The organism is Binatus sp. (SeqCode), assembly GCF_049584895.1.
Taxonomy (GTDB): domain Bacteria; phylum Desulfobacterota; class Binatia; order Binatales; family Binataceae; genus Binatus.
Window position 1 is genome coordinate 66,951 of the sequence record NZ_JBAUYR010000036.1, and the last position, 19,630, is coordinate 86,580.

The 19,630-nt window shown below is 60.2% G+C and carries 25 protein-coding genes; 6 read left to right on the plus strand and 19 right to left on the minus strand.

Translation table 11 applies throughout. The annotated features are described in order from the left end of the window. On the minus strand, positions 1-777 hold the full coding sequence (locus WB650_RS06660) for an SDR family oxidoreductase (protein ID WP_422305374.1): 777 nt from the start codon (positions 775-777) through the stop codon (positions 1-3). Between the two features lie 103 nt (positions 778-880). Here WB650_RS06660 and WB650_RS06665 point away from each other — a divergent pair, with 103 nt between their 5' ends. Then, entirely contained in the window at positions 881-1,543 is a 663-nt protein-coding gene (locus WB650_RS06665) for a TetR/AcrR family transcriptional regulator (protein WP_423959896.1), read from the plus strand. Positions 1,544-1,569: 26 nt separating this feature from the next. On the opposite strand, the gene WB650_RS06670 is transcribed toward WB650_RS06665, so the two are convergent. The 7 genes from WB650_RS06670 to WB650_RS06700 form a co-directional block, all read right to left on the minus strand. Continuing rightward, positions 1,570-1,821 (minus strand): FmdB family zinc ribbon protein, encoded by a 252-nt coding sequence (locus tag WB650_RS06670; RefSeq protein ID WP_422303060.1) that lies wholly within the window; start codon positions 1,819-1,821, stop codon positions 1,570-1,572. Positions 1,822-1,831: 10 nt separating this feature from the next. Continuing rightward, complete coding sequence (mce, locus tag WB650_RS06675) at positions 1,832-2,236, minus strand: methylmalonyl-CoA epimerase (RefSeq protein WP_422303059.1); 405 nt, start codon at positions 2,234-2,236, stop codon at positions 1,832-1,834. 7 nt (positions 2,237-2,243) lie between these two features. Then, positions 2,244-4,649 carry a tetratricopeptide repeat protein gene (locus WB650_RS06680; RefSeq protein WP_422303058.1) on the minus strand — a complete coding sequence of 802 codons (2,406 nt, stop codon included), beginning with the start codon at positions 4,647-4,649 and terminating at the stop codon, positions 2,244-2,246. A 91-nt stretch (positions 4,650-4,740) separates the two neighbouring features. Next, the gene (locus tag WB650_RS06685) at positions 4,741-5,466 is read right to left on the minus strand and encodes an HAD-IA family hydrolase (protein ID WP_422303057.1); all 726 of its coding nucleotides are present in this window, start codon (positions 5,464-5,466) and stop codon (positions 4,741-4,743) included. 13 nt (positions 5,467-5,479) lie between these two features. Continuing rightward, entirely contained in the window at positions 5,480-5,638 is a 159-nt protein-coding gene (locus tag WB650_RS06690; RefSeq protein ID WP_422303056.1) for a hypothetical protein, read from the minus strand. A gap of 114 nt (positions 5,639-5,752) precedes the next feature. Further along, positions 5,753-6,628, minus strand: a complete 876-nt coding sequence (locus WB650_RS06695; protein WP_422303055.1) for a VOC family protein — start codon at positions 6,626-6,628, stop codon at positions 5,753-5,755. Between the two features lie 168 nt (positions 6,629-6,796). After that, positions 6,797-7,459 carry a metallophosphoesterase gene (locus WB650_RS06700; RefSeq protein WP_422303054.1) on the minus strand — a complete coding sequence of 221 codons (663 nt, stop codon included), beginning with the start codon at positions 7,457-7,459 and terminating at the stop codon, positions 6,797-6,799. Between the two features lie 194 nt (positions 7,460-7,653). On the opposite strand from WB650_RS06700, the gene WB650_RS06705 reads away from it, so the two are divergent. Genes WB650_RS06705 through eutC form a run of 3 tightly spaced genes read left to right on the plus strand, consistent with a single transcriptional unit; the run spans position 7,654 to position 10,187 of the window. Continuing rightward, the gene (locus WB650_RS06705) at positions 7,654-8,025 is read left to right on the plus strand and encodes a nuclear transport factor 2 family protein (RefSeq protein ID WP_422303053.1); all 372 of its coding nucleotides are present in this window, start codon (positions 7,654-7,656) and stop codon (positions 8,023-8,025) included. A gap of 7 nt (positions 8,026-8,032) precedes the next feature. Next, a complete protein-coding gene (locus WB650_RS06710; protein ID WP_422303052.1) occupies positions 8,033-9,394 on the plus strand; it encodes an ethanolamine ammonia-lyase subunit EutB in 1,362 nt (453 codons plus the stop codon). A 10-nt stretch (positions 9,395-9,404) separates the two neighbouring features. Then, positions 9,405-10,187, plus strand: a complete 783-nt coding sequence (eutC, locus tag WB650_RS06715; protein ID WP_423959899.1) for an ethanolamine ammonia-lyase subunit EutC — start codon at positions 9,405-9,407, stop codon at positions 10,185-10,187. Positions 10,188-10,200: 13 nt separating this feature from the next. Here eutC and WB650_RS06720 read toward each other — a convergent pair whose 3' ends face one another. Together WB650_RS06720 and WB650_RS06725 are read right to left on the minus strand one after the other, a co-directional pair. Continuing rightward, positions 10,201-10,509, minus strand: coding sequence for a winged helix-turn-helix domain-containing protein (locus WB650_RS06720; RefSeq protein WP_423959901.1), 309 nt, complete (start codon positions 10,507-10,509; stop codon positions 10,201-10,203). Positions 10,510-10,564: 55 nt separating this feature from the next. Next, a complete protein-coding gene (locus tag WB650_RS06725) occupies positions 10,565-11,161 on the minus strand; it encodes a hypothetical protein (RefSeq protein ID WP_423959903.1) in 597 nt (198 codons plus the stop codon). A 166-nt stretch (positions 11,162-11,327) separates the two neighbouring features. On the opposite strand from WB650_RS06725, the gene WB650_RS06730 reads away from it, so the two are divergent. After that, positions 11,328-11,741, plus strand: a complete 414-nt coding sequence (locus WB650_RS06730) for a YybH family protein (protein WP_423959905.1) — start codon at positions 11,328-11,330, stop codon at positions 11,739-11,741. 21 nt (positions 11,742-11,762) lie between these two features. After that, a complete protein-coding gene (locus tag WB650_RS06735) occupies positions 11,763-12,641 on the plus strand; it encodes a VOC family protein (protein ID WP_423959907.1) in 879 nt (292 codons plus the stop codon). 268 nt (positions 12,642-12,909) lie between these two features. On the opposite strand, the gene sat is transcribed toward WB650_RS06735, so the two are convergent. The 9 genes from sat to WB650_RS06780 all read right to left on the minus strand — a co-directional run bounded on the left by sat (position 12,910) and on the right by WB650_RS06780 (position 19,613). Further along, positions 12,910-14,085, minus strand: coding sequence for a sulfate adenylyltransferase (gene sat / locus WB650_RS06740; protein ID WP_423959908.1), 1,176 nt, complete (start codon positions 14,083-14,085; stop codon positions 12,910-12,912). After that, positions 14,082-14,624: an adenylyl-sulfate kinase gene (gene cysC, locus WB650_RS06745; protein WP_422302833.1), complete on the minus strand. Its 543-nt coding sequence runs from the start codon at positions 14,622-14,624 to the stop codon at positions 14,082-14,084. Before cysC ends, sat begins: the two co-directional genes overlap by 4 nt. 99 nt (positions 14,625-14,723) lie before the next feature. Beyond that, complete coding sequence (locus WB650_RS06750) at positions 14,724-15,407, minus strand: HAD family hydrolase (RefSeq protein ID WP_422301691.1); 684 nt, start codon at positions 15,405-15,407, stop codon at positions 14,724-14,726. Further along, positions 15,407-15,985, minus strand: coding sequence for a hypothetical protein (locus WB650_RS06755; RefSeq protein WP_422301689.1), 579 nt, complete (start codon positions 15,983-15,985; stop codon positions 15,407-15,409). Before WB650_RS06755 ends, WB650_RS06750 begins: the two co-directional genes overlap by 1 nt. A 14-nt stretch (positions 15,986-15,999) precedes the next feature. Continuing rightward, a complete protein-coding gene (locus tag WB650_RS06760) occupies positions 16,000-16,245 on the minus strand; it encodes an NIL domain-containing protein (protein ID WP_422301687.1) in 246 nt (81 codons plus the stop codon). Between the two features lie 7 nt (positions 16,246-16,252). Beyond that, positions 16,253-17,326: a PLP-dependent cysteine synthase family protein gene (locus WB650_RS06765; RefSeq protein ID WP_423959911.1), complete on the minus strand. Its 1,074-nt coding sequence runs from the start codon at positions 17,324-17,326 to the stop codon at positions 16,253-16,255. Beyond that, positions 17,280-17,558, minus strand: coding sequence for a MoaD/ThiS family protein (locus WB650_RS06770; protein WP_331585008.1), 279 nt, complete (start codon positions 17,556-17,558; stop codon positions 17,280-17,282). Before WB650_RS06770 ends, WB650_RS06765 begins: the two co-directional genes overlap by 47 nt. A gap of 63 nt (positions 17,559-17,621) precedes the next feature. Next, positions 17,622-18,890, minus strand: coding sequence for a threonine synthase (locus tag WB650_RS06775; protein ID WP_422300921.1), 1,269 nt, complete (start codon positions 18,888-18,890; stop codon positions 17,622-17,624). Between the two features lie 18 nt (positions 18,891-18,908). Further along, entirely contained in the window at positions 18,909-19,613 is a 705-nt protein-coding gene (locus WB650_RS06780; protein ID WP_422300922.1) for a HesA/MoeB/ThiF family protein, read from the minus strand. Between the last annotated feature and the right edge of the window lie 17 nt (positions 19,614-19,630).

Below are 19,630 nucleotides of genomic sequence, written 5' to 3' on the forward strand. Positions count from 1 at the left end.
TCACCTGGAATTCTGTCCGCGCAAAAAACATTCCGCGCCGCCATCTACAAACAGGACTTGTCCCGTCATCAACGAATTTTCGGGACTCACGCACCAGGCAAGTGCGGCGGCCATTTGATCAGGGCGACCAGGAAAGGCACCGCGCATCGGCACTATCCGGCCCGCCTGCGCTCTCCGGTCGGGATCGGACAGAATATAAGCCGCAGCAGGCGTATCGATGAAGCCGGGCGCAACCACGTTCAGCGGGATTCCGGCGCCGGCCCAATCCGGTTTGCTCGCGACTCTTCGGCACCAACAGTTCAACGCATACTTGGCATTGCCATAAAGATCCAACGCTCCCTTCCCCGCGGCGATCGCGTCTTTCGCGGCGGCGATGGCGGCAGGTTCGTCCATATTCAGACAAGCTTCGAGGATTCGTGGATCGGGCGGGCTCATCGAGGCGATCGACGACACCATCACGGCACGAGGCGCAGGACTGGTCTCGAGGAGTGGTCGCAGGCCTTCGAGCGTCGCCACCGCGCCGAAGAAATTCACCGAGAGCATCGTCTCTGCCGGGCCGCCGCCGGCATTGGCAACGATCGCGTCGACTTTGCCGCCGGACAGGCGCGTAACGGCGTCGACCAACTGCGCACGACCCGCGAGAGTCGCCAGATCAGCAATGACATCCGCATCATGAAGATCACAACCAACGACTCGGCCTCCACGTTCCTGGAAGTAACGCGCGGTTGCGGCACCGATTCCGGACGCAGCCCCTGTGACCACATAGGTTCGATCCATGGCTAATACTCCGTTGCCTTCGAGGCCTGCCGGTCTTGCCGCCGTTCATTTAAAACGGATATTCTAAAACAAATGGTCTAGTCAAGAGGAGCGATCGAAAGTAATGGCGTCGGATCGATCAAAACTCGAACTGGTCTCGTCACCGGCGGTTGGCGTCCGCGGGTACCGGATACGTGACGTCGCCAAAGCCAGGGAACGCCGCCGCGAAATTTTGATGGGCGCGGCGCGCGCGTTCGCGCATGGCGGTTACGATGCGACCAACATGGACCAAATAGCGCGCGAGTGCGGATTGGCCAAGGGCCACATCTACCATTACTTCCGCAGCAAGGAGGAAATCTTCACCGAGATCCGAATCGACGCGGTCAACCGATTGATTGAAAGACTGACGGCGATCACGACTGCAGCGGCCAAAGATCCGGAACTAGCGTTGCGCAAGGCGATCGCGTCAGTGATCGCCAGAAACTTCGATGAAGGGCTGGAAAGTTACGAGCGCGAACTGGCGGACCCGGTGTCGCTCAGCGCGGAGAATCGCAAGCGCATTCGAGCGTTGGGCAGGCGTTACGAGCAGATGTTCGCAAGTATCGTGCGTCGGGGAATCGACCGGGGGATTTTCATCGCGGGCGATCCGAAGCTTATGACGTTTGTGATCTTGCGTGCCGCATTTACGGTCGCGAACTGGTACCGCGCGGGCGGCAAATGGAGGCCTCGATGGATTGTCGAGCAGGTGACTGATCAGTTGGTTAGAAGCGTGCGTCGCAGTGGTTGATTGACAACCTAACTATCAAAAGAAAATCAGTGGCAGCCGCAGCCGCCGCCGCAGCATCCGCCGCCGGTGAAACTGCCGCCGTTCGACGTACCGGAATTTGCGATCGCCGATGCGGCTGCGGCGGTGCTATCGCCGTTGCTGCGGGACGCGAAGGTCGACATTTCGCGGGTCAGCTTCGAGCCTTTGCAATGCGGGCATTGCGCGCCGGCGTCGCCGGGGCGGACGAACGCCTCGAAGGAGCGGTCGCAGTGGGAGCATCGGTATTCGTAGATCGGCATGTTGTTCCTTCTACTCATCGAGCGGCTGCGCGTATTCGACCAGGACGCCGCGGGTGGCCTTGGGATGCAGGAAGCAGATCATGCCGGCCAGGCCGTGGCGCGGTTTCTGATCGATCAGCTGGATTCCTTTGGCGCGCGCTGCGTCGAGCTCGCGGGCGACGTCGTCGGTCTCGAAGCATACGTGATGCAGTCCACCGCCGCGGCGCGCGAGAAATTTGCCGACTGCATTGTTGGGGTCGAGCGGCTCGAGCAGTTCGATCTCACTCTCTCCTGCCTTGAGCAGCGCGGCGCGGACGCCCTGCTCTTCAATCGTCGCGCTTTTGGTGAAATGCAGCCCGAGCGTGTCGCGCCAGAATCTCAAGCCGGCGTCGAGGTTCGGCACCACGACGCCGACATGATGAATCTTTTTCAGCATCGGCGCGCTATTGATGATGATCGAGGCACAGCGATCGTTGCAGCTTGTCCCATCGGACCTTCATATCGTCAGATCCGAGAGTAGGATGCTCGGCGCGCGTTTGCGCCAGCTTGCTGCATGCGCCCTGCACGTTGCCCTGCTTCTCGTAAACCACGGCAAGTTGGTACTTCGCTTCGTACCACAGAGGATCGGACTCGGCGGCGGTGTTCTCGACCGCGGTCCATCGCTCGTTTGCATCCTTCCAGTCGCCCTTCTCTTCCGCTCTGCGAGCCAGACCTGCGTTCGCGTCGGGCGAGCCAGGGTCGGCCTTCACCACTGCCTGGAAGACCTTCTCCGCCTCCTCGTCCTTGCCGCTGACCTGAAGCGCCTGGGCATAGATCGACAGCGTACCAGTCAGATTCTTGACCGGAATCTTGCCCGACGATGCCATATCCCAGAAGGGCCGGTACGCAGTTGCGGCCAATTGCGCGTTGGCTTTGTATGCTTTCTGGTCGTTGTTGTCCTTGGCCGCCTGCGCGGTCTTCCAGAACTCGATTCCAAGTCCCTTGACGAAGTCTTGTTTGGATGTGTCGCTCGTGCTGCGCTCGGCTATCGCGGCAACATCGCGCTGAACTTCGTCGTATCTGCCCAGATGATCGAGCGCAGTGATGCGCCAATCGATCACGTCCTGGAACTTCGTGCTCATCATCGGATAATTCTGTTCGTAGCCGACCAGCAGAGGCGCGACCTGCGCGTAATCGACATGGTCCTGATCTTCTTCGAGGATCGAGGCGAGCATGTAGGTCGCTTCGCCGCGAATCTCGCGCACCGCCTTCTTGGCGGCGGGAGTTTTAGCCGTTGCCTCGGCGTCGTGTCCCATCTTGATTGATTCGTTCAGGTCCGCGAGCGCCAGCTTTCTGAGCTGATCGGTATCGATCTTGGGCGCCGTTTTGTTGTCCTTGGCAGCAGCACCCGCGCCCACGAGGATCTTGTAGTAGCATTCCGCGGCCTTGAACTTGGCGGTGAAGGTAAACTCGGGGTCGCCCTTGACCTTCGAATACATATCGGCGGCTCCAAGGAGATCGCCCTGCTGCTGTTTGCGCTCGGCCAGGGCCACCTGCAGCTCGGCGGCATGTTCTCCGCCGGGAGCTTTCTGCAGGTAATCGTTCGCGTCCTTCATCCACTTAGCTTCGAGCGCCGTATCCTTCTGGCCGCTCTTCTCCCATCGGTCGTGATCGAGGCTGTACTCCAAAAAGATGGCCTGGGCCGCGTCGCCGCCGCCTTGACGTGCAATCTTGTTGAGCATGTCCTGGACCAAATCGAAGCGCTTCTCGCGCTGATAGATATCGGCGGCGAACCGGCAAGCCTTGGGATATTTTCCGCTGTCGCAGGCCTCCGAATAATACTTGGCGGCGCCGGCCTCGTCTTTGCGCGAGAGCAGAACCGCGGCGAGTAGCCACTTCTCAAAAGGATCGCTCGAGCCGCCGAATTCCTCGACGGCGTTGTTCGGGAACTTGGACGCCGCAGCCACATCGATCGCCCAACCTTCCTTGTCGTTCTCCTTCGGCTTCATGACGTCCATGATCTGCTTGTGATACGCGGCCTTCTTGGCGGGGTCGCTGGTCGCTCGCTCAGCACTAAAAAGGGCTTGCAGCTGAAGCATCTGATTGCCGCCCTTATTGCCGCCTGCCGTGTTTGAGCCGCAATACTTGGTCGCTTCTTCAGCCTTGCCCATCTTGCCGAAAGTCGTGCAGAGGCCCTGCTCGGCGGCCGCGTACTGCGAAGTGCCGGTGCCGTCTTCCTGGATTTTTTTGAAGTCGGCGATCGCGTTGGCGTATTCTTTCGGATCGAACTTGCCCAATTCGCGCTCGCAATATGCGCGGCCGAGAGTGTTCTCGCGGATCAGGTTGGGATCGGGCATCGCGAGCATGCTGGCGGTGAAGCCGTCGATCGACTCGTTCAGCAATTTTTTCGATTGCTCAGCGCTATCGTCGAACAGAGTCGTCGCCGCGGTGAACCGCAGCCAGGCCAAGGGATAAGCGGCGCGCAACGCGAACTGCTCGGGCTTGTCGTAGTCGCATTGCCCACCGTTGTCGATCGTGTTGATGCAATCGTCCTTCTTCTTGGACCAAGCCGTTTGCATCCGATCGAGCATCCCCTCGAGCTGATGAAATATGGGTATCATCGCGCCCTTGTCGACCTTGCCGCTCGAGGTGAGCTTGGCGAAGCTGGCCTCAGCGCTGTCAAGGCGGCTGATCACCTGGTCGGCGGACGACTCGTTGCTCTCGGCGGAGGACATCTGGCCGGAGATGCTTGAAAGCTCGCCCTCGAGCTGCGCGGTGCTCTGTGCGGAGGCGAGACCGGCAGTGAAAGCAAGCGCGAAAAACGCGGTAAACATCACCGTCAGGCGATGCAAAAAAAGCGGACGGTTCATTTGTCTAATCCCCAAAATGCTGTTGTCTAATCCCCAAAATGCTGTTCCCCGGGGAATTGTGGCCTTAACTAAGGACAATGCGGCGATAACGTCAAGCGAGTTCAAATACTTGCGCAACCTCCGGGACGCTGGCAAGCGAGCAAATTCGAGCAGTACGACCTGCAATCGACGGAGCCGCAGCATGGTTCTCGCGATCGATAAGCACCGCGACCAAGCCGAGCGTCGCGGCCGGCGCAAAGTCGAGATGCTCCGAGTCGCCGACGTGCATCGCTTCGCGCACTGTTACACCGGCGCGCGCAAGTGCGGTGTCATAGAGCTCGCGCCGCGGCTTGGCGAAGCCGGCCTCTGATGAAATTGTAATCGAATCGAAGAAACGGGTCAGGTCGAGTCCGTCGAGAATTCGATACAGGCGATAGTCGAAGTTGGAGATCACACCCAGTTTGAGTCCGTCATCTTTTAGACGTTGTAACATCGGCGCAGCTTCAAGGTCGGCCAGCCAATGGTCGGGATTGGCGAAATACGAAAAAAGCGCGTCGAAGTAGGCGTCGAAATCAGGAAATTTTCCAAGTGGCGCGAAGGTCTCGCTGACGCGATCGCGCCACCAATGCCGCTCGAGGCGCCGAAGCTCATCGGGCCGAAGCCCGTGGCCGAAGGCAAGGCCGGGAGCTTCACCGAAAGCACGGCGAAAACTGGCGGCGACGGCGTCCTCAGGGGCGTCGAGGCCGAACTCCCGCGCGAGACGGGCGTAGCTGCGTCCAATAGGCTCGCGCGACTCGAACAGAGTGCCGGCGGCGTCGAAGAATGCGGCGCGGATCAAGAAATGGGAACCGTCACGGAGTTTCGTCTTTCACAGGCGGAGGCGGCGGAGCTTCGGCCCCGGGATCGCGGCGGGCCCACCAGAAGATGTCGCATAGCGCGCCGCACGCGGCGAGATAAATTTTCGGGGGCGCGACAATAGGGTCGATCTTTTTCTCGGGGTCCGACGGCATCGAATTGATAATAGCGCTTTGAGGCGTTCTGGAAACAGAATTTCGCATCCTGCTCGATGCTGAGCAACCTAACCCCGTCCATAGTGGGAGGGTGGACCGGAAAAAAAGGGTCACTCACTGCAGGCCGTCCCAGATTTGGATCAGGACACCGAAGGCTGATTGCGGCGAGATGAAATACTGGCGCTCGCCGCGCCAGTTGCGCTTTTCGTCCACCACGCGGACGCCGTCGCGCTTGAGCTTTTCACGGGTCTCGTCGAAATCCTTTAGGTCGATCGACACGTGATGCATCCCCTCGCCGTAGCGCGCGATAAACTTGCCGACGAAGTCGTTGTCGACCTTGCGCGCCGGGCTCTGAATGAATTCGAGCTTGAATCCCGCGACCTCGAGATGGCCGAGGTCGAAGTTGCCCTCGGAATTGCTGGTATGAATCTCGTGGCTGATTTTCGTGCCGGGAAAATAGCGAGTGAAGAAATTGTAGGCCGCGGCGATGTCCTTGACCGCGAGCGAGACGTGATCGAAATACGCGAGGCCGTCGGGCGCCGGCTTGGGATGTTTCTCTTCCCAATTCGGCGTGTGCCAGAACTGAATCAACGCGCCGAAGGCCGAGCGCGGTGAAATGAACGCGGTCGCGGATCCTGAGTCGTACTTCTGCTCGTCGACCACGCGCACTCCACCGGCTTTCAGATTCGCAACGAGCCGGTCGAGACCGTCGGTCTCGATCGACAAATGATGCATCCCCTCGCCATGCCGCTCGATAAACCTGGTGACGAAGCCGGGTTTGCCGGGCGGGTCCTCGATCAGCTCGACCACGAAACCGCCGAGATGAAAATCCTGCCAGTAGAATGATCCGCTGACCTGCTCGTCGAGCGATTTGGCGCCGCGCAGCTTGATCGGAAAGTACTTCGAGAAAAATTCGTAGGCGCGGTCGATGGACTTCACCGCGATCGAAACGTGATCGAACTTCAAACGAACATCGTCAGTCGCAGCCATGCTAAAGCGAATCTCCTTCGGAAAAAATGTGCGCCCTACTTCGCGGCGCGTCCGGGCCGGAAGCGCCACAGTAGCCGGAACGAGTTGCGCAGCACCAGCGGCCATCCGTTGGCAATTTTTTCAGCGTACATTCGAACGGATTGGTCGACTCGAGAAACTATCGGCACGTCAAAGAAATTCGAGCCTCGCGTCCAGCCTATCGCCACCGTCAATCGTGCGTACGACTATATAGCCGCCGCCCTTGAACGGGCCTGCGTTGAAAATCTGCGTCGGACCGATTTTGTCGACGCCGGCGGATTCGTGGATGTGCCCCGAAATGCATACGTCGGGTTTCACTTCTTCGATGAATTGGCGCGCGGCGGTGCTGCCGACCGGCTTGCCGCTCATGATTCGATCGCATTTGGTGTCGAACGGCGGCGGATGACAAATCATCAGGAGCGGGCGCACGTCGCGCACGGATTCGTAGGCGGCGCGCAGCGTCGCGTAGATTTCGTCCTCGGTGAACTCGGTCGGCGTGCCGAACGGCGAGATGTTCGACCCGCCGCATCCGAAGATGCCGACTCCGCCGACGACGCGGCCCTTGCCGTGCAGCGCGATTCCGTCTGCTTCGAGAAATGGAATCACTTCGCGCTGGTCGAGGTTGCCGGGGAGCGCGAGCACGGCGGGACATGCGCGGCGAACGTCGGTGATAACTTTGCGCGCGTCGTCGACGCCGCCGAAGTTGGTGAGATCGCCGGATAGAATCACCAGATCGCAATCGCGCATCACCTCGCCCATCCGGTCGAGATTGCGAGTCGCCATGTGCACGTCGCCGAAGGAGATGATTTTCATGAGCCCACGTTATTGTAATGAAACCCGCGATGGGTTTCATACTTCCTTCGGCAGGGGTAACCCCTGCACTTTAGAAATAAGAAAAGATGCGGGACTTCGTCATAAAATCACCTTCCTGCCGCCGATGAAAAGCTGTGATGATACCCTCACGCGCACCATTTCCACTTAAGCTCGCGCCGCGTTAGGTTGTCTCTATGCCCACCGTAAGTGCCCGCGTCGAAGCATGGAAGTCCGCGTGGGAAAGCCGCGACCCCGCGCGCGTCGTCGCCCTCTACACTCGCGACGCAACTCATCAGAGCGCGCTCATCGCGAAAATTTATCCGCAGTTGGGCCGGCTCTCGCTCCAGGGCCATCACGAAATCGGCGTGTACGCGCGCCGCGGCCTCGAGCGCTACACCGAACTGATGTTCGAAATCCTCAGCGTCACGGAATCCGGCGATCGCGCGGCGATCGAATACCGGCGCCATTCGAATCTCGACGCCGCAAATCCTCCGCATGTGCTCGAACTGATCGAATGGCGCGACGCTCTCATCAGCAGCGTTCGCGTTTTTCATTTTGACGCATAGCCGCAGGATGAAACTATCGACCCGACTGCTCGGCAAGTCCTACCGCTTCCGCTCCGTCAAGGAATTGCTCGCGCGTGCCAACGAAGCGCGCTCGGGCGACGAACTGGCGGGAATCGCCGCACGCTCCGAACAGGAACGTATAGCAGCCAAGACCGTGCTCGCCGATCTCACGTTGAACGACCTGCGCGAGAATCCGGTGGTCGCGTACGATCGCGACGAGGTGACCCGCGTCATCGACGACGCGCTCGACCGCGACGCATTCGCCGCCGTGCGCAGCAAGACCGTCGGCGAGTTTCGCGAATGGCTGCTCGACGACGACACCACCGGCGACACTATTCTCACCGCCGGCCGGGGCATCACCGCGGAGATCGCTGCCGCGGTCGCCAAGCTGTGCACCAATCTGGATCTGATCGCGATCGCGTCGAAGATTCGCGTCGTCACTCACGCGCGCACCACGCTCGGACTCGCGGGCCGGCTCTCGACCCGCCTGCAACCCAACCATCCGCGCGACAATCTCACCGGAATCGCCGCCGCAACTTATGAAGGCCTCGCCTACGCGACCGGCGACGCGCTCATCGGAATCAACCCGTGCATCGATGATCCCGACAACCTCCGCCGTCTGCTCGAACTCACCGCCGACATCATCGATCGCACCGGCGTGCCGACGCAGAACTGCGTGCTCGGCCATATCACCACCCAGATGCGCGCACTCGAAGCCGGCGCCCCGATGGACATCATGTTCCAGAGCCTGGCGGGCAGCGAGAAGGGCAACGCCGGTTTCGGCATCACGGTTGCGATGCTCGACGACGGCTACGCGATGATTCGGGAGACCGGCCGTCTGCGCTCAGCCAACCTGATGTACTTCGAAACCGGGCAGGGCTCGGAGTTGTCCGCCGGCGCGCACGAGGGCGCCGACCAGGTCACGCTCGAGGCACGATGCTACGGGCTCGCGCGTCGCTACTCGCCGCTGCTCGTCAACACCGTGGTCGGATTCATCGGCCCCGAATATCTTTACGACGCAAAACAGATCACCCGCGCCGGCCTCGAGGATCACCTGATGGGCAAGTTGCTCGGCGTCCCGCACGGGGCCGACGCCTGTTACACCAATCACGCTCGCGCCGATCAGAACGACTGCGAGAATCTCGCCGTCCTGCTCGCTGCCGCAGGATGCAACTACTTCATGGCGGTGCCGATGGGCGATGACGTGATGCTCTCCTATCAATCCACCAGCTATCACGACGCCGCCGCCCTGCGGCAGGTCCTGAATCTCCGTCCCGCGCCCGAATTCGAAGATTGGTGCGAGCGTCGAGGGATTATCCGCGACGGCCGCCTGACCGAGCGCGCCGGCGACGCCCGAATCGTGATGTGATGGACCAGCCTTGAGAAAACCCGAACCCGGCGCGAGCTCCGACTTCGACACGATGCGCAAATCGACCCCCGCGCGCCTCGGTCTCGGCCGCGCGGGCCCGCGCTACACCACGGCCGCGATGCTAGCGCTGCGCGCCGATCATGCGCGCGCCGTCGACGCCGTCATGATTGAAGTTGCACCCGATTGGCCGCGCCGCAACAACCTGCTTGAAGTTCACTCGCAAGCGCTCACGCGCGAGGACTACATCCGCTACCCCGAACTCGGCCGCCGCCTCACCGACGCCGACGCAACGCGCATCGCGCGCCTCAAGCCTCCTCCAATCCGGTCCCCCTTCCCTCGAGGGAAGGGGTTAGGGGTTAGGTTCCCAAACATCCTGCTATGCATAGGCGATGGCCTCTCATCCGCTGCCGTCGAGAAAAACGCAGCACCGTTGCTGCGAGCACTGACCAAGTTGCTCACATCGCGATACCGCCTGCTGAAGCCCATCTTCATTCGCAACGCGCGCGTCAGAATCGAGGACCATCTCGGCGAAATCCTGCGCCCCGATATCGTATGCATGGTCGTCGGCGCGCGCCCCGGCCTAGTCACCGCCGAGAGCCTGAGCACCTACGTGATCTATCGACCTTCACTCAAATCGATCGAACCCGACCGCACCGTAATTTCAAACATTCACCGCGGCGGTATTCCAATCCCTGAAGCCGCCCACAAAATCGCAACGCTGATCGCCGACGCAATTCGATTCAAAGCATCAGGCGCCTTACTCGCAGAGAAAAACACGCGCCCCGTGGAATAGCGTCTTATGTTGCTCAACAAATACCCAAGACGAGCGATGCACGATCAATCCCGGCGGGCGAAAGTCGCCAGACACCTCGCGTGGAACCGTCGAGAAGTCCTTTGTTGATCAATCTTTGGCGCTCCCACTGCACTCGATTATGCCAGTGCACTCCCGCATGCCCATCGGGACGAGAGCGCTTCTGGTCTGCCTGCGTGAGTCCGAAAAGTTCTGCTAGCGGCTCGTAAACAGTGCGAGATCGAACAGCGAAGCCTGATCCCCCATTCAGGTAGATGAAGCAGAGCAGTGGTTCGTCCATATCTTGATAATCTGGGTAACGCATTTTTTTCGGCTCCTTGCGGGTTCCCCGCCAGTTCGGATCTAGTGCTTTGGGTGTGTCAAATCTCTTTCTTTCCCAGTCGCGATCGCGTTCGCACCGGTTCCACGTCCAGCTTCAATTGGTCCGCAGAGTGTCCCATCGCCACGACGAGGCGTCTGCAGATTTCGACTATGAGTCTTGAGTTCAGGTTCGTTTCGACGAACAGCGTGCTTCGCTCGATCTTCGTTGGAGATCGTAGCTCCGTTTGATCGGTCGAGAAGTAGGGATAGCGTCCAGAGATTTGACGTGCCTTCGTATCAAAGTCATTCGGATGAAGGGCTTGGAGTCGATGGATTACCGCCATCAGCAAATCTTTATAATTTGAAACTCTCAAGTGCTCGCCCACAAATTCTGCGTCTCGAATTCGGTGCCCGGTGACATCGAATTCTGCGCGGGTGATCGGGGCGCTCCCGTTCGAGCTTGGGGGATCCAAACGTGAAGAGGATTCAGACGCGCCAGTCGGGCCTGCACCGAGCATTGCGAGCCATCGATCGTGCATCTCATCCATTTGACCCATGATGGGTCCAAGAACTCCGAGAGCCGCACCGTCCGCCGTCTCGCTGGCGGACTTGATTCTATCCAATACTGTCTTTTGCAAACGTCCCAGGTCTTTCATGATGTTCTCCCTATATCGGTGTCTATATATATCTATTCGTTAAGACCGTTAGAGTCAAGGCGCGACACGACAACCAGCTGAGTCTGCTGGTGCTGATTGAGCCCCGCCCGGGTTGCCACGTAAAGACGCCGAGGGTTAGGCTTCGCTTATCGGTGTGAGAAATTCGATGTCAGATCGTGAATCAGTGCTCGCCGCCAACCGCGCCTTCTACGACGCCTTCGAAAGCCTCGATGCCGAAAAGATGGAAGCCGTCTGGCTCAAGGACCCGCGCATCATCTGCATCCATCCCGGCCATCGCAAACTCTCCGGATGGGGTCCGATCATGGCGAGTTGGGAGGGCATCCTCGACAACGTGTTCGAGATGAAGTTCGACCTCGGCGAGATCGAAGTGATGATCAGCGGCGACCTCGCAATCGTCGTGGTCGAGGAAAACCTGACCCAGCGCGGCTACGACGGCACTCAGCGATCGAGCGTGCTCGCCACCAACGTCTTCGAGCGCGTCGGCAATGGATGGTTCATGGTGATGCATCATGGCTCGCCGGTGATCGCGCCGGCCGACGACGAGCCGCCGCTTCAATAATGCAAGGGGAAAGAATCGAAGATGCTCAAACGCGTTGACCGGGTTCAGATAGCAGTCGCGAACCGCAATGCGGCCGAGGAGGTCGTCGAGGAAGTCTTCGGTGGCGAGCTCGTCCGTCGCGACGAGGCCGCGCCGCTCGCCGCCAGGCGATCCACGATGCAAGCGGGATCGAGTCTCATCGAACTTCTCGAACCCGACGGCGCAGGCGCGGTCCAGGACTTCGTCTCGAAATGGGGCAGCGGACTTTTCGGCGCAGGATTTTCGGTCGACGATACTGACGCGGCCGCGCACCATCTTACGAAGAGCGGCGTCAACTTCGATCAATCCGCGGGACAGCTCTATCTCGACTCCGGCGCGACGTTCGGGATGCGTACCGTTATCTCGCAGCATCACGAACGCGCTCCGGTCGGCGCGATCAAGTGGGTTTACGAAGTCACCAACGTCGTCGCCGATTGGAAGGCGGCATCCGAACGCTACGCGCGCATCTTCGATCTCGACGCCACGAAGTTCAGCCCTATCGAGAGCAAGCAGTTCGGCTATACCGGCACGCTCACGCTGTTCGATCCTCCCGCGCGCCTGGACAGAATCGAAATCGCGCAAATCATCGATCCCAACCTCGCGATGGGCCGCTTCCATCAACGCCGCGGCGACTCGCTCTACATGTTTTTCGTCGAGACCGACGACGTCGGCGCCCTGGAGCAGCGCCTGCAAGCGCGCAGCTCCCGCTTCGCCGCCCACACTCGCGACGAAGCCGGCCTCGCCGAACTCTTCATCCACCCATCAGCATTCCTGGGCGTACTGATCGGCGTAAGCCGCACCGAACACGCCTGGACCTGGTCCGGCGACCCCGCCCGCGCCAAACGCGAGGCCCAGGCGCGCGCGCTGAAGCAAGGAACTTGATCGAAATGAAACCCGCCGTGGGTTTCAAACTTCCTTGGGCAGGGGTAACCCCTGCACTTTAGTGAGGGGAAGAGAAAAGATGCGGGACTTCGTCCCTGTTAGAACTTGTAGGGGCGGAAGGTGGAGCTGCTGAATCTTTACCTCGCCCGTTTTACGGGAGAGGCGGCCGGCCGCATCGCGGCCGGTAGGTGAGGGTTCCGCGACTCAAGATGCAAGCTTGCAACGTGCAACTCTCTGCGAGCGCCAGCTCGTGCTCGTTGATTGCTGCCTACTTCGCGTCGTGCATCGCTTTCACGAGGATCGCCGCAAGCTCTGGCCGTGTGAATTCTGGCGGGGGCGCTTCGCCTGCGCGCAGCATCTCGCGGACTTTCGTGCCTGATAGTATCACGCGGTCTGCATCTGAATGCGGGCAGGTTTTGTACGACGCCATCGAGTTGCACCGCTTGCAGTAGAAAGTGTTCTCGAACATCAGCGGCGTGATCCCGAGTTCCTCCGGCTTGAACCGCTCGAAGATCTTCTGCGCGTCGTAGCTGCCGTAGTAATTGCCGACGCCGGCGTGATCGCGCCCGACGATAAAATGCGTACAGCCATAGTTGCGCCGCGCGATCGCATGCAGTATCGCCTCGCGCGGGCCGCCGTAGCGCATGTGCGCCGGGAACACGCCGATCATCGCGCGGTCCTTCGGGTAGTACGCGTCGAGCAGCACCTTGTAAGTCTCCATCCTGACTGCGGCGGGCACGTCGTCGCCCTTGGTCTCGCCGACCAGCGGATGAATCATCAGTCCGTCGCAGATTTCGAGCGCCGCTTTCTGAATATACTCGTGCGCGCGATGGGTCGGGTTGCGAGTCTGGAAGGCGACGATCTTTTTCCATCCACGCTCGCGAAACGCCGCGCGCGTCTGCCGCGGCTCGCGCGGAAACTCAAGGAACGTGCGCCCCGGTATTTCCTCGATCAACGTGACCTTGCCCGCGAGGCAGTACGGCGGCATCGAGGTGACGTTCTTGGCTCCCGGATGCGCGTCCTCCGAAGTGCCGAAGACGTTCTGCGCTTCGTTCTTCCGATCGACCTTGTAAATTTCCGCGAGCTTGAGAATCGCCAGCCGCTCGCCGTCTTCAGTCGCGAGCGCGATCTCACTTCCCGTCTTTAACGACTTCGCGGTCGCCTCGTCGACGCCGAGCGTTATTGGAATCGACCACGGCACTCCCGACGCAAGCCGCATCTCGTCGCGCGCGCGGGTGTAGTCCGCCTCGCCCATGAAGCCGGTCAGCGGAGAGAACGCGCCCGACGCGAGCATCTCAAGGTCCGCGATGTCGCGAGCATTGAGCGTGACCTTCGCGAGTTTCGCCGCATGCGTCGCCAGTGCCGCGCGCTCGGAGGCCGGCGCTTTCAGATCGACCAGCTCGCCACCGCCGTGCGCCGAAATTGCGTCGTCGCGCACACTCATCGCCGTGCTCCCTTGTTGATGTAGTTGAGCTCCTCGAGCCGCCCGAGCAACTTGCCGAGACTCTGATCGACGGTCTCGGTGCTGCTATCGACGATCAGTTCCGGCTTCAGCGGTTCCTCGTAAGGGTCCGACACTCCGGTGAAAGATTTGATTTCGCCCGCGAGCGCCTTCTTGTAGAGCCCCTTCACGTCGCGCTCGACCAGTTTGTCGATCGTGCATCGAACGTAGACTTCGAAGAACCGATCGTGATTGCGCCGGACTTCGTCGCGCACCTCGCGGTAGGGCGAAATCGCCGCGGAGATCGAGATCACGCCGTTGCGCGCCAGCAGATGGCACACGTAGCCGATGCGCCGGATGTTGATGTCGCGATCCTCCTTGGAAAAGCCGAGGCCCTTGGAGAGATTGGTGCGGACTTCGTCGCCGTCGAGGATTTCGACGCGATGCCCGCGTTTGCGCAATTCCGCGGCGACGAGGTTCGCCAACGTCGACTTTCCCGCTCCGGACAGGCCCGTAAACCACAAGGTAAACCCTTGATCCATCGGCTAAAACTGATGCTCCCTTAAGAATAGATTACTTACTGAGCCCTACAAGTTACTTAATCTTATGGAAGGAAACAAGGCTAGCCCGTTTGAGGGTCACTAGCTCTTTGTACTCGGAAGATTCAGGTGAATCGCGAGAGCAGCCGGAGAGGCGGATATTTCGGTGGCGCCGGCCGCGAGCAATCGATCTCGAGCGCTATCGGTCGGCGCGATTCCGTAGAATCGCACGCTGCAATTTTGCGCGGCGTGGACGTCGGCTTCGCTGTCGCCGACGAATGCGGCATCGGATCGATCGACGGAAAATGATTCGAGCGCGCGAACTAACATGTCGGGCGCTGGCTTGAGTCCGAGCAGAGTGTCGCGACCGATGATCGCATCGATTGAAGTGACGCCGTTTCGGTCGAACCATCGTTGAACTGTTTTCGAAGAATTTGACGTCACGATCGCGATGCTGGCGCCGCTCGCCTTTAGTGCCGCGAGTATTTCGATTGCCCCTTCAAGCGGTTGCGCGCGATCGATTCCGGCCAGCTCGATCTCTTCGATTATTTCCGAAGCGTGCCGAAGCGCTTCGGCCATGTGCGGCGGACTGAACTCTGCGAGTGCCAGATTGCGGTACGCGTCGTAGAGCGGGAGATTGCCGCGCGGGATTCGTGCAAACAATTCATCGGGCGCTCCGACCGATCGCAGGTAGGGCTCGAGAATGAGCCGCCCGCCGGCCCAATCGACCTCGGGCTCGAGCCGCGCGATCGTGTTGTCGAAATCGAACATCCAGAGTTTGTACATCACGAATTGACGCGAACCCTGGTCTCATAACCGTCGAATTCGATGGTTGTCCGCGTTGGATTTTCCGCGTAGCCGGCTATCAGCTTGAATGCCTCAGTAGTTGCGAGCATCGAGATGAAACCCGCGGCTTCTGCGCGCGTGCCGAATTCTGCGTCGACGGTTCGCTGGACGTGCGCATCGGGGATGATGGTGATTTTTCCGGGCGCATCGAGTCGCCCGATCACTGCCGCGTGCACATCGCGATTACTAGCGATCTCGTCAGCAGCTTTTCGCGCTGAGTCGCTTCCGATGATTATGAGAGCCAAGTCGATGCGCCCTTTTGATTCATCGGCGATGGTGACGGACACGTCGGCGTTCAATTCACTTTTTTCTGTGAATACAGTTCGATCACCAGATAGCTTCAGGCAAATCGTTCCGACTCCTGCGCCAATCAGATAGGCGAGCGGCGCTTCGATATCGCGCGCATCGCCGACAAGCAGTATCCGCGCGGCGAGCAAACGTTCCTGACCGCGGCCGCCGATGTGCGGCACGATTATCTGGCGGCTATAGCGATCGATTTGCGCGTCGGTGAGACTCATCGCGCACGCGCGACCTACTCGATCACGTTCTTTTCGATTGGCTCGACCGTGACGCCGGTGCTGCGCAGCCACGTCAGCGCGCGCTCGATCTGATCGGAGTTGCCTTCGAACTCGACCGCGACCAGGCCCATCTCCTCGGACACGCTGGCGCCGCGAATATTGAAAACGAGATCGAACTTCTTCACCAGCTGGTAAAGGATCGGCTCCTTGATCAGCGTGCGCGGATAGCTCAGGTAGTAGCGTTCGTGGATACGTTCCATTTTGCGGTTACTTCTTCTGCCACTTGACGATAACTTGTTGCAGGCGCTCGGGACGCCATTCCTGCCATCCGATCCACAAATTCGTCGACAGGTATTTGTCGCCGAAGTCTGCGAACACGGTGACTATTGTGCCCTCGCGAATCGTTCGCGCCAGCTTGAGCGCCGCGATCATCGCAGCTCCCGACGATTGCCCGACCAGGATGCCCTCGGTCTGCCCGAGCGCGTAGACCATTTCGTACGCCTCTTCGGTGCCGACCTGGATTTTGTCGTCGAGCTCTTTTTCGTGATAGATGCCCGGCACGATCGAGCTCGCCATGTGCTTGAGGCCTTCGAGTCCATGCATCGCGTCGTCGGGTTCGACCGCGATCACCTTGATCGCGCGATTCTTCGACTTCAGAAATCTGCCGGTGCCCATGATGGTGCCGCCGGTGCCAATCGCGGCGGCGAAGTGGGTCACCTGTCCGCGCGTCTGACGCCAGATTTCCGGGCCGGTGGTCTCGAAATGCGCCAGCGAGTTGGCCTCGTTGTTATACTGATCGGGCTTGAAGTAGCGCTCGGGATTCTGCGCGATCAGCTTGCGGCACATCACGATCGCGCCGTCGGACCCTTCCATCGGATCCGAAAAATGAATCTTCGCGCCGTATGCCTCGACGATTTTCTTGCGCTCGCGGCTGACATTCGACGGCATCACCAGCTCGACCGGATAGCCGAGCGTCGCCCCGAGCATCGCCAGCGCGATTCCGGTGTTGCCCGAAGTCGAATCGAGAATCACCTTGCCGGGCTTCAACTTGCCGTCGGCGATTCCGACTTCGAGCATTTTCTTCGCCGGCCGATCCTTGACCGAGCCACCGGGGTTGAAGCCCTCGAGCTTGGCGAAGATTCGCACGCCCGCCGGAATCAGTCCCGCAGTCAGGCGAGAGACCTCGAGCAAAGGAGTATTGCCGACCAGATCGAGCACGCTATTCGCGCGCCCGACCGGCACGATCTCATCGAGCGCAACGACGCGCTCGTGCACGTCGGCCGATGCGCCGCGGTTAACGTCCGCCGGCAATCGCGGGAACGATTGAGATGTCGTCGCCATCCTTTACCTTGGAGTTGATCGCATCGAGGAAGCGAATGTCGTCGCCATTCAAATAAATATTGACGAAGCGGCGGATGTCGCCTTTTTCATCGAGCAGTCGCTCGCGCATCCCCGGATGACGCCGTTCGAGATCTTCGATTACCGCCTTGATCGACGCGCCGTCGGCCGGAACTTCATCGACCCCCGCGGTAAACCTGCGAAGTGGGGTTGGGACTCTGACTCGTACTGCCATGTTCGGGGACTAGCCTCCTGATTGAATTCCTACACTTATGCTCGCCGCAAAACCCAAACAAGGCTAGGCGGCGCTGTTGGCTGTTCGTTTTCCGTTGGTTAGCCGGTCGAAGAGCGCATCGAAATCTTTCAGGCGCGCGTCGATTATCGACGGCTGATCGATCGCGCTCGCAACCGCTTCGAGCGTCTTGTAGCCGTTGCCTGTAATCGACACGACCACGGTTTCGTCGGGCTTGATGCGCCCCTGCTTGACCAGCTTGAGTGCGACCGCGAGCGTGGTGCCACCGGCCGGTTCCGCGAAGATTCCCTCGGTGCGTGCGAGCAGCTTGATCGCGTCGATGATCTCCGGGTCGGTGGCGACGTCGCCCCATCCGCCGGAATCGCGCACCGCCTTGAGCACGTAAAAGCCGTCGGCAGGATTTCCGATCGCGATCGACTTCGCGATCGTGTCGGGCTTCACCGGCGTTATCAGGTCGGTACCCTTGTGCAGCGCGTGGATCACGGGCGCGGAGCCTGCGGCTTGCGCGGAATGAATCTTGAATTCGCCGGTCTTGATCAGCCCGACTTCCCTCATCTCCTTAAATGCTTTGGCGATCTTCGGCAGGATCGTGCCGCCGGCGGTCGGCACCACAATGTGATCCGGCAAGCGCCAGCCGAGCTGCTCCGCTACTTCGAAGCCAAAGGTCTTTGCGCCCTCAGTATAGAAAGGACGCAGGTTGATATTGACGAAGGCCCAGCCGTACTTGTCCGCGATCTCGCTGCACAGCCGGTTGACGTCGTCGTAGTTGCCGCGAATCGTGATTACCTTCGCGCCGTAGATCGTCGAGCCGACTACTTTTCCCGCCTCCACCCCTTCGGGCATGAAGATGTAGCATTGCAGTCCCGCGCGCGCCGCGTGTGCCGCGACGGCGGTAGCCAGGTTCCCGGTGGACGCGCACGACACGGTAGTGAAGCCGAACTCGCGCGCCTTGGTGATAGACACCGAGACGACGCGGTCCTTGTACGACAGCGTTGGATGGTTGACGGTGTCGTCCTTTATATAGAGATGCTTCAGGCCGAGCTCCGCGCCGAGCCGCTTGCAATGCAGCAGCGGGGTGAAGCCGGAGTTGGGGCCGACGACCTCGTTTTCGTTGAAATCGACCGGCAACAATTCGCGATAGCGCCACAGATTGTGCGGCCGCTTCTCGATAATCGAGCGCGAGATCGCCGCGCGAATCCGCGCGTAGTCGTAGGTGACTTCGAGCGGCCCGAAGCAGGTCTCGCAGACATGGAGCGGACTTATCGGATACTCCTGGCCGCACTCGCGACATTTCAGATTGGTGATGTAGCTCATCGTTTCCTCGATTCTTATTTACCTGCCCTGCGCCTGCGATTCGCTCTCCTGTTTCCATGCGCCGCAACCGCATCCGGGGCGCGGACTAACCGACGTAATACGCACCCGGCTCGGGCCGGACGCGTCGTATGTAAGAATTTTTCCTGAGAGCGAGAACGTCTGCGCGCGCGAGGCGCGCATCGCCTCCGTCGCCTGCATCTCGCCGATCGCGCCCGCAACCGGACCGACGATTCCCGCCTCGCGGCAGCTCTGGATTTCGTCTTCATCGGGCGGCGTCTCGAACACGCATCGGATGCACGCAGTCTCGCCGGGAATCACCGTCATCGCCTGCCCGTTCATCCCGACTACGCCGCCGTAAACGAATGGCGTCCGGGCGACGATGCACATGTCGTTGATCAAAAATTTCGCAACGGGACTGTCGGTCGCGTCAATCACAAAATCGTGCGCGCCGACGAGTCGCGCCGCATTGGACTCATCGAGCGCAACGGCATGCCGCTCAACTTTGACATCAGGGAATCGCTCGAACAGCCATCGCGCGGCAGCTTCAACTTTCGAAATACCAATATCGCGATCGCGATAGATGACCTGGCGCGCGAGATTAGACAGCTCGACCGGGTCAGGATCGACGAGCGTCATTCGCTGTGCACCCGCTCGCGCGAGCGCCCAGGATGCGGGGACCCCAAGTCCACCCATTCCGACGATCAGTATTCGATCCTTAGCCACCTACTCGCGCATCTCCC

What these genes read in the sequence shown, in the direction of transcription:
- WB650_RS06660 (WP_422305374.1), bottom strand. Translation starts at nt 777, where the DNA reads ATGGATCGAACCTATGTGGTCACAGGGGCTGCGTCCGGAATCGGTGCC.
- WB650_RS06665 (WP_423959896.1), top strand. Translation starts at nt 881, where the DNA reads ATGGCGTCGGATCGATCAAAACTCGAACTGGTCTCGTCACCGGCGGTT.
- WB650_RS06670 (WP_422303060.1), bottom strand. Translation starts at nt 1,821, where the DNA reads ATGCCGATCTACGAATACCGATGCTCCCACTGCGACCGCTCCTTCGAG.
- mce (WP_422303059.1), bottom strand. Translation starts at nt 2,236, where the DNA reads ATGCTGAAAAAGATTCATCATGTCGGCGTCGTGGTGCCGAACCTCGAC.
- WB650_RS06680 (WP_422303058.1), bottom strand. Translation starts at nt 4,649, where the DNA reads ATGAACCGTCCGCTTTTTTTGCATCGCCTGACGGTGATGTTTACCGCG.
- WB650_RS06690 (WP_422303056.1), bottom strand. Translation starts at nt 5,638, where the DNA reads ATGCCGTCGGACCCCGAGAAAAAGATCGACCCTATTGTCGCGCCCCCG.
- WB650_RS06695 (WP_422303055.1), bottom strand. Translation starts at nt 6,628, where the DNA reads ATGGCTGCGACTGACGATGTTCGTTTGAAGTTCGATCACGTTTCGATC.
- WB650_RS06700 (WP_422303054.1), bottom strand. Translation starts at nt 7,459, where the DNA reads ATGAAAATCATCTCCTTCGGCGACGTGCACATGGCGACTCGCAATCTC.
- WB650_RS06705 (WP_422303053.1), top strand. Translation starts at nt 7,654, where the DNA reads ATGCCCACCGTAAGTGCCCGCGTCGAAGCATGGAAGTCCGCGTGGGAA.
- WB650_RS06710 (WP_422303052.1), top strand. Translation starts at nt 8,033, where the DNA reads ATGAAACTATCGACCCGACTGCTCGGCAAGTCCTACCGCTTCCGCTCC.
- WB650_RS06720 (WP_423959901.1), bottom strand. Translation starts at nt 10,509, where the DNA reads ATGCGTTACCCAGATTATCAAGATATGGACGAACCACTGCTCTGCTTC.
- WB650_RS06725 (WP_423959903.1), bottom strand. Translation starts at nt 11,161, where the DNA reads ATGAAAGACCTGGGACGTTTGCAAAAGACAGTATTGGATAGAATCAAG.
- WB650_RS06730 (WP_423959905.1), top strand. Translation starts at nt 11,328, where the DNA reads ATGTCAGATCGTGAATCAGTGCTCGCCGCCAACCGCGCCTTCTACGAC.
- WB650_RS06735 (WP_423959907.1), top strand. Translation starts at nt 11,763, where the DNA reads ATGCTCAAACGCGTTGACCGGGTTCAGATAGCAGTCGCGAACCGCAAT.
- sat (WP_423959908.1), bottom strand. Translation starts at nt 14,085, where the DNA reads ATGAGTGTGCGCGACGACGCAATTTCGGCGCACGGCGGTGGCGAGCTG.
- cysC (WP_422302833.1), bottom strand. Translation starts at nt 14,624, where the DNA reads ATGGATCAAGGGTTTACCTTGTGGTTTACGGGCCTGTCCGGAGCGGGA.
- WB650_RS06750 (WP_422301691.1), bottom strand. Translation starts at nt 15,407, where the DNA reads ATGTACAAACTCTGGATGTTCGATTTCGACAACACGATCGCGCGGCTC.
- WB650_RS06755 (WP_422301689.1), bottom strand. Translation starts at nt 15,985, where the DNA reads ATGAGTCTCACCGACGCGCAAATCGATCGCTATAGCCGCCAGATAATC.
- WB650_RS06760 (WP_422301687.1), bottom strand. Translation starts at nt 16,245, where the DNA reads ATGGAACGTATCCACGAACGCTACTACCTGAGCTATCCGCGCACGCTG.
- WB650_RS06765 (WP_423959911.1), bottom strand. Translation starts at nt 17,326, where the DNA reads ATGGCGACGACATCTCAATCGTTCCCGCGATTGCCGGCGGACGTTAAC.
- WB650_RS06770 (WP_331585008.1), bottom strand. Translation starts at nt 17,558, where the DNA reads ATGGCAGTACGAGTCAGAGTCCCAACCCCACTTCGCAGGTTTACCGCG.
- WB650_RS06775 (WP_422300921.1), bottom strand. Translation starts at nt 18,890, where the DNA reads ATGAGCTACATCACCAATCTGAAATGTCGCGAGTGCGGCCAGGAGTAT.